This window comes from Pseudomonas sp. (assembly GCF_035277045.1).
GTDB lineage: Bacteria > Pseudomonadota > Gammaproteobacteria > Pseudomonadales > Pseudomonadaceae > Aquipseudomonas.
In genome coordinates, this window is the sequence record NZ_DATELE010000275.1 from 1 (window position 1) to 19107 (window position 19107).

Sequence of the window (19107 nt, forward strand, 5' to 3'; positions counted from 1 at the left end):
TGTGATGCTGATAATCTTGCAGACTATCAGTCCGTACTCACAAGCACCCACACGAATTGCTTGATTCAATTGTTAAAGAGCGGTTGGTTCGAAGCGCTTGGCTTGCTGAACCGAGGTGCGCATTCTACGCTTTCCTCTGAGCCTGTCAAGCGTTTATTTTGAAGTTTTTAACCAGAAACCTGTTTAACTTCAAACACTTGACTCGCTTCGATCTCTCGTTAGCGGGAGGCGAATTCTACAGCGTTTCAACTCGCTGTCAACCACCTTTTTCACCACTTCCGTAAGTCGCTTGACTCACCCTGCAGCTCATCGCTGCGGGAGGTGAATAATACGCCATTTCCATTATGAGTCAACACCTTAGCCAAAAAAGATTCAGGGCACGCCAAACACTCGCGAGGCAACTATTCGAGCCGGGACAGATCTCTAATGAAACGCTTCTATCTATTAGTACAGCGAGCTGGATCATGAGCGAACCGGAAAACGGCAAGACCCCAGGACTGTCCGCGGACGAAGAGCAGGAGGTCAGCCACAGCCAGCCCCCTCGGGCCGCCGTGCTCCACGAGATCATTCGCTACCAGGGTGACCAGGAACTCGAGCGGACGATTACCGCGCTCTGGTGGTCGGCACTGGCCGCCGGCTTGAGCATGGGCCTGTCCTTGATGGCGATGGGACTGTTCTACTCGCGCCTGCCCGACAGTGACAGCAGCCAGGTGATAGCCAGCCTCGGCTACAGCGCCGGCTTCCTGGCGGTGATCCTCGCCCGTCAGCAACTGTTCACGGAAAACACCCTGACCGCGGTGCTTCCGGTGATGACTACCCCTACCCTCGTCAACCTGGGCAGGCTGCTGCGCTTGTGGGGCGTGGTACTGGCCGGCAACCTCGCCGGCACATTGCTGGTCGCCTGGGTCATGCTGGAGTTGCCGATCTTCGACAGCAAGACCGATGTCGCCTTTCTCGAAGTGGGCCGCAAGGTCATGAAGAATGACATCAGCCAGATGTTCGCCAAGGGCATCGTCTCAGGCTGGATGATCGCCACCATGGTCTGGATGATCCCTTCCATGGAGCACGCGAAGATCTGGATCATCGTCCTGATCACTTACCTGATGGCACTGGGCGACTTCACGCATATCGTCGTCGGATCGGTGGAAGTCTCATACCTGGTATGGGCAGGCGACGAGACCTGGACGCGATTCTGGCTGGAGTTCGCGTTGCCGACGCTCGCCGGCAACATCATAGGCGGCAGCTTCATTTTCGCCCTGATCAGCCACGCCCAGGTACGCAGCGACAGCGGCAAGCCGCCGTCCAGGCTGCTGGAAGACGACGAAGCGGCCGCTCTGCGCAAGCCTGAGAAAAAGGACAAGGGCGCCTAGCGTCCATGCCACCATGAATTGGCCGCCAGGGCCATATCTCGACGGCAAGCGAATGTTCAACAATGTTCTACGCGTTGTGCGATAAACGGCGCATCCTGAACAGAACATCGATCATGACCGACCACCAGAGCGGTAAAGGGCTTTCATTTGCCAAGCGCATCTACCTGCCGCGCATCATCGGCACGGGGATCGGGCTGTTTTGCATCATGCCCAGCGTTGCGCCGCTGAACCTGCCGTTGTGGGCCTGGGCGCTGCTTCTGCTCAATGCCCTGGCCTGGCCGCATGCGGCCTACAAGCTGGCGACGCGCTCGGCGAGTCCCTATAAGGCAGAACAGCGAAACCTGCTGTTCGACGGACTGATGGCAGGTTTCTGGACGGGCGCCATGCACTTCAACCCGCTACCCGGCGTGACGCTGCTGTCCATGACGGCAATGAACAATGTCGCTGCCGGTGGCAAGAGCCTGTTCCTGCGAGGACTACTGGCCCAGGTGGCAGGCATGCTGCTGGCGGCGACGCTGCTGGGGCCAGGCTTGCAACTGCAGGCCACGCAACTGCAGATCTACGCCTGCCTGCCCATGCTGACGCTTTATCCCATGGCCGTCGGCTGGGTCTGCTATCGCCTTGCAATCAAGCTCGCCGATCATAAAAAACGACTCGGCGCCCTCAGCCGCACCGACAGTCTCACCGGCCTGCTCAACCACGGCGCGTGGAAAGACCTGCTGCAGCTCAGATTCCAGGCGTGCAAGCAACAGCAAGCGCCTGCCGTGCTGGCGTTGATCGACATTGATCATTTCAAGCGCATCAACGACACGTACGGCCATGTGGTCGGTGACTGGGTCTTGCGCCAACTGAGCGCGGACCTCAAACAGACCTTGGGAGAAAACGATCTGGCAGGCCGCTACGGCGGTGACGAGTTCTGCGTGATCCTGCCCCATGACAGCGAAGCTCCAGCCAGCCAGACCCTGGAGCGCCTGCGCCAGCGCGTTGGGGACTACCGCAATCCACGACTCCCGGACCTGCGCATCAGCCTGAGCATTGGCCTGGCCAGTTTCCATGCGGGGCTTGAGGATCCCGAAGACTGGCTCGAGGCCGCCGACAGGGCCTTGTACGCCGCCAAGCGCCACGGCCGCAACCGTGTGAATGCGGCATCGGGCGACGCTGCTGGCAAGCTCAGGCTGGCCTACCCTGAGTGAGCCCGAGGCATGTGCCCGGCTCCAGCGCCACAAGCAGCACACCAACGCCTCACCAGAAAAAAAGACAAAAAAATGGGCGACCGAAGTCGCCCTAAATGCCTTGCGTGCTCATGCACCGGGAAGGATCAGCGCGGCTTGCGCCCGTTCGAGTCCTTGCACCGTTGTCCGATGGGTGCACTGTAGCGAAGACACGGATGTGGGGAATTGATCGAGGTCAATGGCGCCCGGAACCGGGCGCGGCGGGCAGGCGCAGGCTTGACCTGCGTCAGGTCTCAGCGCTTTTTGGGCTTGCCCTTGGGTTTTTTCTTCGGTTTGGGGAGCGGCATGGCCTGCTCGAAGGCCTGGCGCACTTCGTTAAGGCGCTTTTCCTTGAGATCGTGAATACGCTTGATGCGTTCAGTGCCGAAATCGATCAGGTTGTCTTGGCTCATGGCGGACTCAAAAGGCGGACAGCAGAGGCTCTCATGATGAAGCCCCGTGACGCGGCTGGCCAGCCCCGGGGTGTATCAGATCTTGATATCGACCAGCAGGCCCTGGCGCGGCTCGTCACCCATCAGCGGTGCCACGGGTACTGTGTCGTCGGCATTGAGCTCATCGCCCGGCAGCGGCTCGAAGCGTTCATCATGCGGCTGCTGGCGCCGTTGCTGCTGGCGGCGCTGTTCGTCGCGCAGCAACAGCGCCTGCTCCTGGGGGTCGCGCTCTTGCTTGAGGTTGATGGTGCTCTGGCCGGAACTCGACTGCGCAGGCACGACCGGTGCAATGGCGGGCTGCGGCTTGACCGGGTCGAACTGCGTGGTCACGGGGGCGGCGCTGAGGGGGATGAGGGGCGGCAGCATGCGATGATCTCCTATGGCCAGTCTATCGGCCTGCCGGCTGCATCCTTGAGCGTCAGGAACGGATAAGCGCGCCGTGACACCGGGCGCGCCTGTCAGTGTAGTTCAGGGCGCCTCGGCGTCGTCCGCCGCCGCTCCGGTTTCACTCCAGGGGCGCTGGTAGACCTTCTGCCAGACGTTGTCGAGATGGTCGCGAAGTGCCTTGGGCGCCTCCTTTAGCGAAGCGCTGTCATTGCGCTCGCCACCAATGGGGTCCTCACCGGAGGGACTGATCAGCGACTCGCCCGTGATGCTGTAGCTGGCCTGCCCCTCGCGCAGCTCGATGACGATCGCATGGGGCTCGATGCCACCCCCGCAGAACGCATGGCTGGCAACGGTCACCTCGGCGATGCCGTCTTCGGTCAGGTCGGTGACACCGGTGACATCCGTATAGAAGTCGACATCCAGATCCAGGCCTGGACAGCTGGTTTCCTGTTCGCTCTGCCAGCGCGCCTTGAACGCTCCTGCCGCGTCGGCGCGGCCGAAGAGCGTTGCCCTGAGCACGACCTTGTCCACCTCCTGCGCGGTTTCGGCATCGGTGGCCTGGCCGTCGGTGCGGCTGAGCACCAGCAGGCCTTCACCCTCGCGGTCGCGGAAATGCACACTCTTTATAGGTGCCTGGATGCCCAGTACTTCGAGCTGGTCGCCTGGGATCGGGTCCAGTGTCTCGAAGCGCTTCTGCTCGCAGGCGGACAGCAGCAGAACGCTGCCAAAGGCCAGGAAAGCATTGAACCAGCGGTGCTCGTCGCGCTTGTGCAAGTGAAACCCTCGTAGGCAATGGCAGGTTTCTTCGATGAAATTGCTAGACTCTTTGGTCTGCACGGACCTATCCGTTAACATAGTCGGCTTTTCATCGCGGGAGTCAGGCAGTATGGCGCAGCAGTATCAACCGGGGCAACGCTGGATCAGCGACAGCGAAGCCGAGCTCGGACTTGGGACCGTTCTGGCACAGGACGGCCGCTTGTTGACCGTGCTCTACCCGGCCACTGGCGACACCCGCCAGTATTCCCTGCGGAACGCGCCCCTGACCCGCGTGCGTTTCTCGCCTGGCGACCAGATCACTCACTTCGAGGGCTGGAAGTTGACCGTGCGCGAGGTGGAGGCCGCCGAGGGCCTGCTCGTCTACCACGGGCTCGATGCCCAGAACGAAGCGAGGACGCTGCCGGAAACCCAGCTGTCCAACTTCATCCAGTTCCGCCTGGCCAGCGACCGCCTGTTCGCTGGTCAGATCGACCCGCTGTCCTGGTTCTCGCTGCGCTACAACACCCTGGAACACACCAGCAAGCAGATGCAGTCGCAGCTCTGGGGCCTGGGTGGTATCCGCGCGCAGCCTATCGCCCACCAGCTGCACATCGCCCGCGAAGTGGCCGACCGCAGCGCCCCACGGGTATTGCTGGCCGATGAAGTGGGCCTGGGCAAGACCATCGAAGCGGGCCTGGTGATCCACCGCCAGCTGCTGTCGGGCCGTGCCAGCCGCGTGCTGATCCTGGTCCCGGAAAACCTGCAGCACCAGTGGCTGGTGGAAATGCGCCGGCGCTTCAACCTTGAGGTCGCGCTGTTCGACGCCGAGCGCTTCATCGAGAGCGACGCCAGCAACCCGTTCGAGGACGCTCAGCTGGCGCTGGTCGCGCTCGAATGGCTGACCCACGACGAAAAAGCCCAGGACGCGCTGTTTGCCGCCGGTTGGGACCTGATGGTGGTCGACGAGGCCCACCACCTGGTGTGGCACGAGGAAAAAGCCAGTCCCGAGTATGCCCTGGTCGAACAACTGTCCCAGGTCATCGCGGGCGTGCTGCTGCTCACCGCCACCCCCGAGCAGCTGGGGCAGGACAGCCACTTCGCCCGCCTGCGCCTGCTCGACCCCAATCGCTTCCATGACCTGGCCGCCTTCCGCGCCGAAAGCGAGCATTACCGTCCGGTGGCCGAAGCGGTCCAGGAACTGCTCGACCAGGGGCGGCTGTCACCCGAGGCCCACGCCACCATCGAAGGTTTCCTCGGTGCCGAGGGCGAAGCATTGCTCGCCGCCATCACCGACGGCGACACCCAGGCCAGCGCGCGCCTCATCCGCGAGCTGCTCGACCGCCATGGCACCGGACGCGTGCTGTTCCGCAACACCCGCGCCGCCGTGCAGGGCTTCCCCGAGCGCAAGCTGCACCCCTACCCGCTGGCCAACCCTGAGCAGTACCTTTTGCTGCCCGCCGACGAGCATGCCGAGCTGTACCCCGAGGTGGCGTTCCAGGCCCAGGGCAACACCGGCGAAGAAGAACGCTGGTGGCGCTTCGACCCGCGGGTCGACTGGCTGATTGATACCCTCAAGATGCTCAAGCGCACCAAGGTGCTGGTCATCTGCGCACATGCCGAAACCGCCATGGACCTCGAGGACGCCCTGCGCGTGCGCTCCGGTATCCCGGCCACGGTGTTCCACGAAGGCATGAACATCCTCGAGCGTGACCGCGCCGCCGCCTACTTCGCTGACGAAGAGTTTGGCGCCCAGGTGCTGATCTGCTCCGAGATCGGCAGTGAAGGCCGCAACTTCCAGTTTGCCCATCACCTGGTGATGTTCGACCTGCCGGCCCACCCTGATCTGCTCGAGCAGCGGATCGGCCGTCTTGACCGGATCGGCCAGAAGCACACCATCGAGCTGCATATCCCGTATCTGCAGGACAGCCCGCAGGAGCGCCTGTTCCAGTGGTACCACGAGGGCCTGAACGCCTTCCTCGCCACCTGCCCGACCGGCAACGCCCTGCAGCACCAGTTCGGCCCGCGCCTGTTGCCATTGCTCGAGCGCGGCGCGGACGACGACTGGACCGCGCTGGTGGAAGAGGCGTGCACCGAACGCATGCGCCTTGAAGCCGAACTGCACAGCGGCCGCGATCGCCTGCTGGAGCTCAATTCCGGTGGCGCCGGCGAAGGCGAGGCACTGGTGGAGGCGATCCTCGAGCAGGACGACCAGTTCGCCCTGCCGATCTACATGGAAACCCTGTTCGACGCCTTTGGCATCGACAGCGAGGACCACTCGGAAAATGCCCTGATTCTCAAGCCAAGCGAGAAGATGCTCGATGCCAGCTTCCCGCTGGGCGACGACGAAGGCGTGACCATCACCTACGACCGCGCCCAGGCGCTGTCGCGCGAAGACATGCAGTTCATCACCTGGGAACACCCGATGGTGCAGGGCGGCATGGACCTGGTGCTGTCCGGCTCGATGGGCAACACCGCCGTGGCGCTGATCAAGAACAAGGCGCTCAAGCCAGGGACGGTGCTGCTCGAACTGCTGTACGTCAGCGAAGTGGTGGCCCCGCGCAGCCTGCAACTGGGTCGCTATCTGCCACCGGCGGCGCTGCGTTGCCTGCTCGACACCAACGGCAACGACCTGGCTTCGCGCGTTGCGTTCGAGACCCTGAACGACCAGCTTGAAAGCGTGCCACGTGCCAGCGCGAACAAGTTCATCCAGGCTCAGCGGGATGTGCTGTCCGCCCGGATCAACGCCGGTGAGACCAAGATCCTGCCGCGTCATGCCGAGCGGGTCGCCGAGGCGCAACGCCGCCTGGCCGCGGAGACCGATGAAGAGCTGGCACGCCTGACCGCGCTGCAGGCGGTCAACCCAAGCGTTCGCGACAGCGAGATCGAGACGCTGCGCAAGCAGCGCGAGGATGGACTGGCGATGCTTGAGAAAGCCGCGCTGCGCCTTGAAGCGATCCGGGTATTGGTCGCCGGGTGATCTGAAAACCGATCAGGGGGCGCAATGCCCCCTGATCGCTCTCGGTCGGCTGAACTGTTACCTGACCGGATTCCGGCGGCGCGCGACTGTTACCAACAGCCACCCGGCCGAACGGTGGTCGCGCACCATTCAAACCGCTTCGACAATTTCATGCACCAATCAGGTGCGTTCGTCGCTCTGGTTTTTTTCCTGGATCACGATAAAGGGCGAAACCACCACCGCCCAGATCTCTGGATCCCGCTCCTGGAGGTCTAGGGCCTGCTCTGCCGAGACCGCGCCGACCGTGCCAGCATCACGCCAGCCAGCAAAGGTTTCAGTCTGGTTTTCCGCCATGGCCTGGGCCACCGTGATGAGGTCCAGACTCGCGTCGACCCAAATCAGGTCACCCTTGGCCCAGAAACGCTCCAATGCTTTCCACTCGATGATTGCAGTCTCGCCGAGCAATTTGGCATAGACGGTGCTTGTTTGATCAGTCATGGGTTACCACCGGCAAAAATTCGATCACTTGAAAGGGTCGCCATTTTTGCAGAAAAACCCGGTTTCAAATATGTAATTGGTCGTCAGAAGGCGCAGGGCCGTGGATTGCCGGGGGGTGAAGGCAATTTGATGGCGCTTTTCTGTATCTTTATGTCGATCAGGCGACACCCCTCGGAGAGTGCATCTTTCGCCCGCTTTTCAAGCGCTCGGACAGCGCTCTACACTGTACCGGTACAGTTACCGGGACATGTTCCGGGGGAAGGTGGGCTTGCGGCATTGGCGTGGCCACGCCGCATATCCCGCCCGGTCTGTAGCCCTGGCCGCCAGGACTATAAGAATTACAACAGAATGAGTGGAGCACTATGATCAAGATTTCCAAGCTGTTCGCCGCAATGGTCCTGGCAGGGGTTGCCAGCCATTCGTTTGCCGCCGATACCATCAAGATCGGTATCGCCGGGCCCAAGACCGGCCCGGTCACCCAGTACGGTGACATGCAGTTCATTGGCGCCAAGCAGGCCATCAAGGACATCAACGCCAAGGGCGGCGTCGATGGCAAGATGCTTGAAGCCAAGGAATACGACGATGCGTGCGACCCGAAACAGGCCGTGGCAGTGGCCAACAAAGTGGTCAACGACGGTGTGAAATTCGTCATCGGCCACCTGTGCTCCAGCTCCACCCAGCCTGCGTCCGACATCTACGAAGACGAAGGCGTGATCATGATCACACCAGCGGCCACCAGTCCGGAAATCACCTCCCGCGGCTACAAACTGATCTTCCGCACCATCGGCCTGGACAGCGCCCAGGGCCCTGCCGCCGGCAACTACATCGCCGATCACGTCAAGCCCAAGGTCGTGGCCGTCCTGCACGACAAGCAGCAGTACGGTGAAGGCATCGCCACCGCCGTCAAGCAGACCCTGGAAGGCAAAGGCACCAAGGTTGCCGTCTTCGAAGGCCTGAACGCTGGTGACAAGGACTTCTCCTCGATCATCCAGAAGCTCAAGCAGAACAACGTCGACTTCGTCTACTACGGCGGCTACCACCCCGAGCTGGGCCTGATCCTGCGTCAGGCGCAGGAAAAAGGCCTGAACGCCAGGTTCATGGGCCCCGAGGGCGTCGGCAACGACTCCATCTCGCAGATCGCCCAAGGCGCCTCCGAAGGCTTGCTGGTGACCCTGCCGAAATCCTTCGACGCGGACCCTGCGAACAAGGCTGTCGTCGACGCCATCAAGGCTGACGGCAAGGACCCGAGCGGCCCGTTCGTGTTTCCGGCCTACTCGGCTGTCGAGCTGATCGCCGAAGGCATCAAGGCCGCCAAGAGCGAAGACACCGACAAGGTAGCCGAGGCAATCCATAAAGGCACCTTCAAGACCCCGACTGGCGACCTGTCGTTCGACGAAAAGGGCGACCTGAAAGACTTCAAGTTCGTGGTCTACCAATGGCATTTCGGCAAACCAAAGACCGAAGTTTCCCCTCAGTGATTGCATCTGACTAGCTGACCGAAAGCCCACTGTGCGAGCAGTGGGCTTTGTTTTACGAGGTTCATGGACCTTGCCGCCGCGATCCGGGGGCGGGTTCACCTGAAAATCTTAAAACCGTCACCCGCGGTTCACTGGCCGTGCCCTGCCGAAGTGGCTCACGACCACCACGCCAGGTCGGGTTTACCCCCCCGCCAGCGAATGCACTTCAGGTTTTTAGGAGCGCTGTAATGCCTGAGATCTACCATTTCTTCCAACAGCTGGTTAATGGCCTGACCATTGGCAGCACCTATGCCTTGATAGCCATTGGCTACACAATGGTCTACGGCATTATTGGAATGATCAACTTCGCCCATGGCGAGGTGTACATGATCGGTTCCTACGTGGCCTTCATCGCCCTTGCAGGGCTTGCCATGATGGGTATCGACTCACTGCCGGTACTGATGACCGTCGCCTTCGTCGCGACGATCTTCGTGACCAGCGCCTATGGGTACAGCATCGAGCGGGTCGCCTACCGGCCGCTGCGCAACAGCAACCGGCTGATTCCGCTGATTTCCGCCATCGGCATGTCGATCTTCCTGCAGAACACCGTGCTGCTGTCGCAGGACTCCAAGGACAAGTCCATCCCCAACCTGATCCCTGGGAGTATCTCCTTCGGCCCGGGCGGCGCGGAGGAAGTCCTGGTTTCCTACATGCAGATCCTGGTATTCGTGGTCACCCTGGTGTCGATGATCGGCCTGACCCTGTTCATCTCCCGCTCCCGCCTGGGCCGCGCCTGCCGCGCCTGCGCCGAGGACATCAAGATGGCCAACCTGCTGGGCATCAACACCAACAACATCATCGCCCTGACCTTCGTCATCGGCGCCGCCCTGGCGGCGGTGGCGGCGGTGCTGCTGAGCATGCAGTACGGCGTGATCAACCCAAACGCGGGGTTCCTGGTGGGCCTGAAGGCCTTCACCGCGGCGGTTCTTGGCGGCATCGGCAGCATCCCGGGCGCCATGCTCGGGGGCCTGGTGCTGGGTGTGGCCGAAGCCTTCGGCGCCGACATCTTCGGCGACCAGTACAAGGACGTGGTGGCATTCGGTCTATTGGTTCTTGTGTTGTTGTTCCGGCCGACCGGCATCCTGGGCCGCCCGGAGGTTGAGAAAGTATGAACAGAAATATCAAACAGGCGTTCTTCAGCGCCTTGCTGGTCTGGGCCGTGGCGTTCCCGGTGCTGGGCCTGAAACTGAGCATCGACGGCATCCACCTGGTCGTGCACAGCCAGGGGCCATTCACCCTCACGGTGATCGCGGTGTGCTCGGTGCTGATGTTCCTGCGCGTGCTGTTCGACAAGCAGTGGAGCGCCGTGGTGCGCAACCGCTCGGAGCGCAAGCTGATCTCGCCAGCGGTCAGCAACTTCCTGACCCTGCCACGCACCCAACGCTGGATCATCCTGGGCCTGATCTTCCTCGCCCTGATCTGGCCGTTCTTCGGCTCACGGGGCGCGGTCGACATCGCCACGCTGATCCTGATCTACGTGCTGCTGGGCCTGGGCCTGAACATCGTGGTCGGCCTGGCGGGCCTGCTCGACCTGGGTTACGTGGGCTTCTACGCTGTCGGCGCCTACACCTACGCCCTGCTGTCGCACTACTACGGCCTGAGCTTCTGGATCTGCCTGCCGCTTGCCGGCCTGATGGCGGCGACCTTCGGCTTCCTGCTGGGCTTCCCGGTACTGCGTCTGCGCGGTGACTACCTGGCGATCGTGACCCTGGGTTTCGGCGAGATCATCCGGTTGTTCCTGCGTAACCTGACCGGCCTCACGGGCGGTCCCAACGGCATCAGCAACATCGAGAAACCGACGTTCTTCGGACTCAGCTTCGAGCGCCGCGCCGCCGAGGGGATGCAGACCTTCCACGAGTTCTTCGGGCTGCAGTACAACTCGATCAACAAGGTCATCTTCCTCTACCTGGTCGCCCTGTTGCTGGCGTTACTGGCGCTGTTCGTGATCAACCGTCTGCTGCGCATGCCGATCGGCCGTGCGTGGGAAGCCCTGCGCGAAGACGAGATCGCCTGCCGCGCGCTCGGCCTGAACCCGACCGTGATCAAGCTCTCGGCCTTTACCCTCGGTGCCTGTTTCGCCGGTTTCGCCGGCAGCTTCTTCGCCGCGCGCCAAGGCCTGGTGACCCCGGAATCGTTCACCTTCATCGAATCGGCGATCATCCTCGCCATCGTCGTGCTCGGCGGCATGGGCTCGCAACTGGGCGTGATTCTCGCGGCCATCGTGATGATCCTGCTGCCTGAACTCATGCGCGAGTTCAGCGAGTACCGCATGCTGATGTTCGGCGCGCTGATGGTATTGATGATGATCTGGCGTCCGCAGGGCCTGCTGCCCATGCAACGTCCCCACATGGAGCTGCATCGATGAGCCGCGAAATTCTGCAAGTCAGCGGCCTGAGCATGCGCTTTGGCGGCTTGTTGGCGGTCAACGGCGTGGCCCTGACCGTCAAGGAAAAACAGGTGGTGGCGCTGATCGGCCCCAACGGCGCGGGCAAGACCACGGTGTTCAACTGCCTGACCGGCTTCTACAAGCCAAGCGGCGGCACCATCCTGCTCGACGGCCAGCCCATCCAGGGCCTGGCCGGTCACCAGATCGCCCGCAAAGGCGTGGTGCGGACTTTCCAGAACGTGCGCCTGTTCAAGGAAATGACCGCGCTGGAAAACCTGCTGATCGCCCAGCACCGGCACCTGAACACCAACTTCTTCGCGGGCCTGTTCAAGACCCCGTCCTACCGGCGCAGCGAGCGCGAGGCCATGGAGCGGGCGCAGTACTGGCTCGACAAGGTGCACCTGACCGAGTTCGCCAACCGCACCGCGGGCACCCTTGCCTACGGCCAGCAACGCCGCCTGGAAATCGCCCGCTGCATGATGACGCGCCCGCGCATCATCATGCTCGATGAGCCAGCAGCTGGCCTGAACCCCAAGGAGACCGAGGACCTCAAGGCGCTGATCGGCTACCTGCGCGAGGACCACAACGTCACCGTGCTGCTGATCGAGCACGACATGAAGCTGGTGATGAGCATCTCCGACCACATCGTGGTGATCAACCAGGGTACCCCGCTGGCCGATGGCACCCCGGATCAGATCCGCGACAACCCTGACGTGATCAAAGCCTACCTGGGGGAAGCGTAAATGCTGCAGTTCGAAAACGTCTCCACCTTCTACGGCAAGATCCAGGCCCTGCACAGCGTCAACGTCGAGATCCGCCAGGGCGAGATCGTCACCCTGATCGGCGCCAACGGGGCTGGCAAGTCGACCCTGCTGATGACCTTGTGCGGCTCGCCCCAGGCCCACAGCGGCAGCATCCGCTACCTGGGCGAGGAGCTGGTCGGCCAGCCGTCCTCGCACATCATGCGCAAGAGCATCGCGGTGGTGCCCGAGGGCCGGCGCGTGTTCGCCCGCCTGACGGTCGAGGAGAACCTGGCCATGGGCGGGTTCTTCACCGACAAGGGCGATTATCAGGCGCAGCTGGACAAGGTTCTGCAGTTGTTTCCACGCCTGAAGGAACGCTTCAGCCAGCGCGGCGGCACCATGTCGGGTGGCGAGCAGCAGATGCTGGCGATCGGCCGGGCGCTGATGAGCAAGCCCAAGCTGCTGTTGCTTGACGAGCCTTCGCTGGGCCTGGCGCCGATCATCATCCAGCAGATCTTCGATATCATCGAGCAACTGCGCCGCGACGGCGTGACCGTGTTCCTGGTCGAGCAGAACGCCAACCAGGCGCTGAAGATCGCTGACCGGGCCTACGTGCTGGAAAATGGCCGGGTCGTGATGCAAGGCACCGGCGAAGCGCTGCTGACCGATCCGAAGGTACGCGACGCCTACCTGGGCGGATAACCGGGAAAAAGGCCTTCGGGCCTTTTTTTCTGCGCCTTGGTAGCGCGCAAACGGGCTACAACTTGTGATTGTCAGGGATGCTCGGTTAACGTGGCCCCTTATTTTCGCTCGAATGCCTGGAGCTTCCGAATGCGCCTCACCCCTCCCCTGCTGTTCGCCGCCCTGCTGCCCCTGCTCGGTGGCTGCCAGATGCTGGCGGACAAACCTGTCGACCCCAACATCGGCACCACGCGGATGCAGGGCGAGCTGAGCGCCGCGGGCGGGCAACTGCTGTTCAAGCCGTGCAACGAGAGCCGCCACTTCGTGGTCAGCGACAGCGGCGGCACCGGTGTGCTTCAGGAAGCCTCCAGCCTGGCCGGCAATGCCAACGCCACGCTCTTCGCCGATGTCCGCGCCAAGCTGACAGGCAGCGTCACGGCCAGCAACGACGGCCAGCTGAACGTGCAACGCCTGTACCGCCTCGATCCCTCCAGCAGCGCCTGCGGCGACCCCAACTTCAAGCAGTTGACCCTGCGCGCCAGCGGCCATGAACCTGAATGGGACATCAAGGCCAGCGGGCGAGGCATGGTGCTCACCCGTGCCGGTCAGCCACCACTGCCGCTGCCCTTCCTCGAGGAGCAACTGCCTGGCGGTGGCCTGAGCCTGAGCAGCGAGGCCAACAACCAGCACATCGAACTGTGGGTCGCCCCGCAGCGCTGCGTCGACAGCGCCACTGGCGCCGTTCGCCACCTCAGCGCCGAACTGCGCATCGACGGGCAGACCCTGCGCGGTTGCGGCTATTACGGCGGATCGCGCGCCGACTGATCACCGGGGGCGGTTTCTGCTGCCTGAAACGGCGGCGAACAGCTTATACTTGGCGGTTTGAGTAAAGCCGCCGGCCGCCCATGGCCGGGATACTGGACCCTGCCATGCTACGAATCAACGAACTGAAGCTGCCCCTGGATCACCCTGACGAAGCCTTGCGCGAAGCCATCGTGCAGCGCCTGGGCATCGCCGATGAGCAGCTGATCGACTTCACCCTGTTCAAGCGCAGCTACGACGCGCGCAAGAAAAACACCGAGCTGCTGTTCATCTACACCATCGACCTCGAGCTGAGCAACGAGGCCGAGGTGCTGACCCGGTTCGCCGATGACCGCAACGTCACCGCGGCCCCCGATGTCAGCTACAAGTATGTCGGCCAGGCGCCGAGCGATATCGCGCAACGGCCGATCGTGGTCGGCTTCGGTCCTTGCGGCATCTTCGCCGGACTGTTGCTGGCGCAGATGGGCTTTCGCCCGATCATCCTCGAGCGCGGCAAGGAAGTTCGCCAGCGCACCAAGGACACCTGGGGCCTGTGGCGCAAGAGCGTGCTGAACCCGGAGTCCAACGTGCAGTTCGGCGAAGGCGGCGCCGGTACGTTCTCCGACGGCAAGCTGTACAGCCAGATCAAAGACCCGCAGCACCATGGCCGCAAGGTGCTGCACGAGTTCGTCAAGGCCGGTGCGCCTGAGGAGATCCTCTACGTCAACAAGCCGCACATCGGTACCTTCCGCCTCACGGGCATGGTCGAGAACATGCGCGCCGAGATCATCGCCCTGGGCGGCGAGGTGCGTTTCGAGCAGAAAGTCACCGACCTGCTGATGGACGATGGCCAGCTGCACGGCGTGGTACTGGAAAACGGCGAGCAACTGCACTCGCGTCACGTGGTCATGGCGCTGGGACACAGCGCACGCGATACCTTCCGCATGCTGCACGGCAAGGGTGTCTACATGGAAGCCAAGCCATTCTCGATCGGCTTCCGCATCGAGCACCCGCAGACCCTTATCGACCAGGCGCGCCTGGGCAAATACGCCGGTCACCCCAAGCTCGGCGCCGCCGACTACAAGCTGGTGCACCACGCCAAAAACGGCCGGTCGGTCTACAGCTTCTGCATGTGCCCAGGCGGCACCGTGGTCGCGGCCACCAGCGAGCCAGGGCGCGTGGTCACCAATGGCATGAGCCAGTACTCGCGCAACGAGCGCAATGCCAACTCGGGCATCGTCGTGGGCATCTACCCGGAGCAGGACTACCCGGGCGGCCCGCTGGCGGGCATCGAATTGCAGGAGGCGCTGGAATCCAAGGCCTACCTGCTCGGTGGCAGCACTTACCAGGCGCCGGCGCAGCTGGTGGGCGACTTTGTCGCTGGCCGTCCATCGACCGAGCTGGGCAGCGTCGAGCCGTCCTACAAGCCGGGCGTCACCCTGGGCGACCTGGCATTGAGCCTGCCAGACTTCGCCATCGAGGCGATCCGTGAAGCGCTGCCGGCCTTCGACCGCCAGATCAAGGGCTACAACCTGCCTGACGCGGTGTTGACGGGCATCGAGACACGGACATCGTCGCCGCTGCGCATCACCCGTGGCGAGGACTACCAGAGCTTGAACCTGCGTGGCCTGTTCCCGGCCGGTGAAGGCGCCGGTTACGCAGGCGGGATCCTTTCGGCGGGCGTCGACGGCATTCGCATCGCCGAGGCCGTGGCCCGCGACATGCTTGGCCTGAACGGCTGATCAAAGGCAGCGGGACACAACGAAAAAACCCCGACCCGGCTTGGCCGGATCGGGGTTTTTCATTGCGAAACGATCAGTGCGTGACGCGGCTGGTGCCGTCGACCGTCATGATGCGCACGCGCTCACCCACGCGGAAAATTTCGTTGTCCTGCACTTGCTGGACATACGCCCGGGTGCTGCCATCGTCCTCGCGCACGGTGATCTCCACGCCCTGGGTACGGGTGATGCCTTCCTCGGCGGCCGAACCTGCGAGGCCACCGGCCACGGCACCAATCACCGCAGCAACAATGCTGCCCCGGCCGCCGCCGATGGCGCTGCCGGCGACACCGCCGACCACCGCGCCCGCGCCACCGCCGATCGGAGTCTTGGTGCCTTCGATTTTCACCGGACGCAGCGCCTCGATGGTGCCCATGCGCACCGTTTGCACGCGCCGGGCCTCATCGCGGGAGTAGGAGTCGCCGGACAGGTTCGAGGCACAGCCACCGAGCAGCAACGACATGGTGGTAAAGCTGGCCACCAGCAGAGCAGATTTACGCATGGGAAAAATCTCCATAAGTCAGGTATCCATTAGACCCTGTGCGATGACGGCTGTCACGCCGGGCAAAGGATAAAATTGTTTTCATTCAACGAGGAGACCGTCGAGGTCATCCGCGCTGAATTCACAATGGTTGGACACGGGATGGGCAGAGATCATTCCGATGACGTGACCATGCCCAGGTCGAGCGGTCAGGGTGCCAGACGCTCACGCACCCAGTGGCCGTCGACCAGGCGGTAGTTGAGGCGGTCATGCAGCCGGCTGGAACGGCCTTGCCAGAACTCGATGCGCTCGGGGAGCAGGCGATAGCCACCCCAGTGCTCGGGGCAGTGCGGGTCGGTGTCGCTGAAACGCGCCTGGGTGGCCTTGACCAGCCCTTCGAGGGCCTCGCGGTCAGCGATCACTTGGCTCTGCGGCGAGGCCCAGGCGCCCAGGCGGCTGCCCAGTGGACGGACCTGATAGTAGTCGTCCGACTCCTTGGCGCTGACCTTTTCCACCCGCCCCTCGATGCGCACCTGGCGCTCAAGCGCCGGCCAGAAAAAGGTCATCGCCGCGAACGGATTGGCCAGCAGGTGCTGGCCCTTGGCGCTGTCGTAGTTGGTGAAGAAAGTGAAGCCCTGGGCATCGAGCCCCTTGAGCAACAGCACCCGGCAATGGGGACGGCCCTGGCCGTCGACCGTGGCCAGGATCATGGCGTTGGCCTCCACCGGCGCCTGCTCGGTCTTCACCGCGTCGCCGAACCAGTGATGGAACAGGGCGAAGGGTTCATCCGGGGCCTGGGCTTCGGTGAGGCCGTCGCGGGTGTAGTCGCGACGCATGTCGGCCAGGGTCTTGGTCATGGCTGCGTTCCTTGTCGATCAGTTGGCCTTGGCGGCGACTTTCTTGTCGGCAGCTGCAACCTTCTTGGCCGCAGGCTTGGCCGGCGCAGCTTTCTTCTTGGCGACCGCCTTGGCCGCGGGGGCCTTGGCCTTGGCCGCAGCTTTTTTCGCCGCGGGCTTCGCAGCAGGCGTGGCGGCGGCCTTGACGGCTGCCTTGGTGTCCTGGACGGCGACCATCTCAGCAGCGCTGAGGGTCGGTTGCTTGTACTTCGCAAGCAGCGCCAGCATGGTGTTCTGTGGGGTCAGCAGCATTTCGACACGGCGGTTCAGCGCGCGCCCTTCGACGCTGTCGTTGGCCGCACGCGGCATCACCGAACCCATGCCACGCAGGGTCAGGCGGTCACGCTGCAGACCGCTGAGACGGAAGATCGCCGACACCGAGGCGGCGCGCTCCTGGCTCAGTTTCTGGTTGACCGCGGCGGCGCCGCTGGTATCGGCATGGCCGAGCACGAGCACGGCGGTCTTCGGGTCGGCTTCCAGGACCTTGGCCACGCGGGTGATCGGGCCCAGGGTGACCGGCAGCAGCATGGAAGGACGGTCCGGGTTGTAGGCACCTTCCACAGGGATGGTCACCACCAGCACGTCTTCACGGCGCTCGAGCTCGAACTTGCTGTCCTTGATGGCTTCGCGCAGCTTGGGCTCGTAGCTGTCCAGCCAGGCCTGGGTGGCCTTGTGGTCGATCTGCGGCACCGCGGCCTTGGCGGAGGCCTTGTCTTCACCCCCGAACGGCCACCACCAGCGGCTGCTGCTCTCGGACTTGGCATCGGCCTGGGCAACCTTCTCGGTCACGACGTCCTTCACCTCCTGGTCGGCCACCTTGTCCGATCCGAAGGGCCACCAGCCGTGGCCACCGTCGTCCGAGGCAGTTTGCGGGTGCTGGGCGCAGCCGGTCATGGCCAGGCAAAGGGCGAGAGCTAAGGTTTTATGTGAAGACATCAGCGATACACCATGAAAATGAAAGAATTTTGCCCTGGCAGACCGGGCGTTGGAATTGAGAATAGTCAAAGGGATCGGGCAATACCCGCACTACCCGATCAAAGGCAATGTGCCAACACCCGTACCAGCTTCTGCGCACGCGGGTCCATCAGTACGTAGGGCCCGAGCGTGTTGGTGACGAAGCCGAAGGCGACGTCGTGTTCAGGGTCGGCGAAGCCTACCGAGCCGCCCGCCCCCGGGTGCCCGAAGGCTCTGGCGCCAAGGCCGAAGGTGGCGTTGGCAACCTTGGGCTGGTCCAGCATGCAGCCCAGGCCGAAACGGGTCTGGGTGAGCAGGGTATGGTCCTGCCCGATGCTGTGCTCACGGGTCAGCTCGTCCAGCAGTTCGGATTCAAGCAGGCTGCCATCGAGCACACCGGCATAGAAGCCCGCCAGGCTGCGGGCATTGCCGTGGCCGTTGGCCGCCGGTTGTTGCATGCGCCGCCATTCGGGCTTGTTGGTGCTGGTGAGGATCGCTGGCGGGTTGGTGAAGGCGCGGGTCGACAGCGCATTCGGCTCGCGCAGGGTCACCTGCAGCAGGCGCTGCGCCGCCTCGTCTCCCACGTTGCCCTTGCCACGGGCGATATGCGCGACGCGGTGGAATTCCTCGTCCGCCAGGCCTACGTGGAAGTCCAGGCCCAATGGCCTGGCGGTGCGTGCAACGATGGAGTCCCCAGGACTCCGGCCGTCCGCGCGGCGGATCAGTTCGCCGATCAGCCAGCCGTAGGTGATGGCGGCGTAGCCATGGGCGGTGCCCGGGGTCCACCACGGGGCTTCGGCGGCCAGCGCATCGGTCATCAGTTGCCAGTCGTACAGGGCCTCGGCGGGCAGCAGCTCGCGGATCGCAGGCAAGCCCGCGCGGTGGCTGAGCAACTGGCGCAGGGTCACGCTGTCCTTGCCGGCCTGGGCGAACTCTGGCCAGTAGCGGGCTACCGGGGCGTCCAGCGAGAGCTTGCCCTCGCCCACCAGTTGCAAGGCGGTGACGGCGGTGAAGGTCTTGGTGCAGGAAAACAGGTTAGCGATGGTATCGCTGTGCCAGGCCTGCTGGCCATCCTTGTCGGCGCTGCCGGCCCACAGGTCGATCACGGTTTCACCGCCGACCTGGATGCACAAAGCCGCACCGCGCTCCTGGGGATCGTCGAACAACGCGGCGAACGCTTCGCGTACCGCCTCGAACTTCAGCTCATAGTGACCCTGGATCTGCACCCGCCAACTCCCCC

18 protein-coding genes are annotated in these 19107 nt (G+C 63.3%); 10 read left to right on the forward strand and 8 right to left on the reverse strand.

Translation table 11 applies throughout. The features are described from left to right. Window positions 1-464 precede the first annotated feature (464 nt). On the forward strand, window positions 465-1370 hold the full coding sequence (locus tag VJS90_RS15305) for a formate/nitrite transporter family protein (RefSeq protein ID WP_324122489.1): 906 nt from the start codon (window positions 465-467) through the stop codon (window positions 1368-1370). Between the two features lie 113 nt (window positions 1371-1483). Continuing rightward, entirely contained in the window at window positions 1484-2563 is a 1080-nt protein-coding gene (locus VJS90_RS15310) for a diguanylate cyclase (protein WP_324122490.1), read from the forward strand. A 272-nt stretch (window positions 2564-2835) separates the two neighbouring features. Here VJS90_RS15310 and VJS90_RS15315 read toward each other — a convergent pair whose 3' ends face one another. The 3 genes from VJS90_RS15315 to VJS90_RS15325 all read right to left on the reverse strand — a co-directional run bounded on the left by VJS90_RS15315 (window position 2836) and on the right by VJS90_RS15325 (window position 4194). Beyond that, complete coding sequence (locus VJS90_RS15315; protein WP_324122491.1) at window positions 2836-2994, reverse strand: hypothetical protein; 159 nt, start codon at window positions 2992-2994, stop codon at window positions 2836-2838. Window positions 2995-3069: 75 nt separating this feature from the next. Beyond that, entirely contained in the window at window positions 3070-3399 is a 330-nt protein-coding gene (locus tag VJS90_RS15320) for an aspartate-semialdehyde dehydrogenase (RefSeq protein WP_324122492.1), read from the reverse strand. A gap of 102 nt (window positions 3400-3501) precedes the next feature. Further along, a complete protein-coding gene (locus VJS90_RS15325) occupies window positions 3502-4194 on the reverse strand; it encodes a M949_RS01915 family surface polysaccharide biosynthesis protein (protein ID WP_324122493.1) in 693 nt (230 codons plus the stop codon). 112 nt (window positions 4195-4306) lie between these two features. Here VJS90_RS15325 and rapA point away from each other — a divergent pair, with 112 nt between their 5' ends. Next, window positions 4307-7153, forward strand: a complete 2847-nt coding sequence (gene rapA / locus VJS90_RS15330; protein WP_324122494.1) for an RNA polymerase-associated protein RapA — start codon at window positions 4307-4309, stop codon at window positions 7151-7153. 159 nt (window positions 7154-7312) lie between these two features. On the opposite strand, the gene VJS90_RS15335 is transcribed toward rapA, so the two are convergent. Next, window positions 7313-7630 (reverse strand): DUF2288 domain-containing protein, encoded by a 318-nt coding sequence (locus VJS90_RS15335; protein ID WP_324122495.1) that lies wholly within the window; start codon window positions 7628-7630, stop codon window positions 7313-7315. 362 nt (window positions 7631-7992) lie between these two features. Between VJS90_RS15335 and VJS90_RS15340 the strand changes: the two genes are divergently transcribed. The 7 genes from VJS90_RS15340 to VJS90_RS15370 all read left to right on the forward strand — a co-directional run bounded on the left by VJS90_RS15340 (window position 7993) and on the right by VJS90_RS15370 (window position 15500). After that, complete coding sequence (locus VJS90_RS15340) at window positions 7993-9108, forward strand: branched-chain amino acid ABC transporter substrate-binding protein (protein WP_324122496.1); 1116 nt, start codon at window positions 7993-7995, stop codon at window positions 9106-9108. 227 nt (window positions 9109-9335) lie between these two features. Further along, window positions 9336-10259: a high-affinity branched-chain amino acid ABC transporter permease LivH gene (gene livH, locus VJS90_RS15345; protein ID WP_324122497.1), complete on the forward strand. Its 924-nt coding sequence runs from the start codon at window positions 9336-9338 to the stop codon at window positions 10257-10259. Then, entirely contained in the window at window positions 10256-11512 is a 1257-nt protein-coding gene (locus VJS90_RS15350; protein ID WP_324122498.1) for a high-affinity branched-chain amino acid ABC transporter permease LivM, read from the forward strand. Before livH ends, VJS90_RS15350 begins: the two co-directional genes overlap by 4 nt. Continuing rightward, window positions 11509-12276, forward strand: coding sequence for a high-affinity branched-chain amino acid ABC transporter ATP-binding protein LivG (gene livG, locus VJS90_RS15355; RefSeq protein ID WP_324122499.1), 768 nt, complete (start codon window positions 11509-11511; stop codon window positions 12274-12276). Before VJS90_RS15350 ends, livG begins: the two co-directional genes overlap by 4 nt. Next, complete coding sequence (locus VJS90_RS15360) at window positions 12277-12978, forward strand: ABC transporter ATP-binding protein (RefSeq protein ID WP_324122500.1); 702 nt, start codon at window positions 12277-12279, stop codon at window positions 12976-12978. Window positions 12979-13107: 129 nt separating this feature from the next. Continuing rightward, on the forward strand, window positions 13108-13782 hold the full coding sequence (locus VJS90_RS15365) for a hypothetical protein (RefSeq protein ID WP_324122501.1): 675 nt from the start codon (window positions 13108-13110) through the stop codon (window positions 13780-13782). Window positions 13783-13886: 104 nt separating this feature from the next. Beyond that, window positions 13887-15500 (forward strand): NAD(P)/FAD-dependent oxidoreductase, encoded by a 1614-nt coding sequence (locus VJS90_RS15370; protein WP_324122502.1) that lies wholly within the window; start codon window positions 13887-13889, stop codon window positions 15498-15500. Between the two features lie 73 nt (window positions 15501-15573). On the opposite strand, the gene VJS90_RS15375 is transcribed toward VJS90_RS15370, so the two are convergent. From VJS90_RS15375 to VJS90_RS15390, 4 genes are all read right to left on the reverse strand, one after another. Continuing rightward, the gene (locus VJS90_RS15375; RefSeq protein WP_324122503.1) at window positions 15574-16038 is read right to left on the reverse strand and encodes a glycine zipper 2TM domain-containing protein; all 465 of its coding nucleotides are present in this window, start codon (window positions 16036-16038) and stop codon (window positions 15574-15576) included. A 188-nt stretch (window positions 16039-16226) separates the two neighbouring features. After that, a complete protein-coding gene (pdxH, locus tag VJS90_RS15380; RefSeq protein ID WP_324122504.1) occupies window positions 16227-16874 on the reverse strand; it encodes a pyridoxamine 5'-phosphate oxidase in 648 nt (215 codons plus the stop codon). 18 nt (window positions 16875-16892) lie between these two features. After that, a complete protein-coding gene (locus tag VJS90_RS15385) occupies window positions 16893-17849 on the reverse strand; it encodes an OmpA family protein (RefSeq protein ID WP_324122505.1) in 957 nt (318 codons plus the stop codon). 98 nt (window positions 17850-17947) lie between these two features. Then, on the reverse strand, window positions 17948-19093 hold the full coding sequence (locus VJS90_RS15390; RefSeq protein ID WP_324122506.1) for a serine hydrolase domain-containing protein: 1146 nt from the start codon (window positions 19091-19093) through the stop codon (window positions 17948-17950). Window positions 19094-19107: the final 14 nt, after the last annotated feature.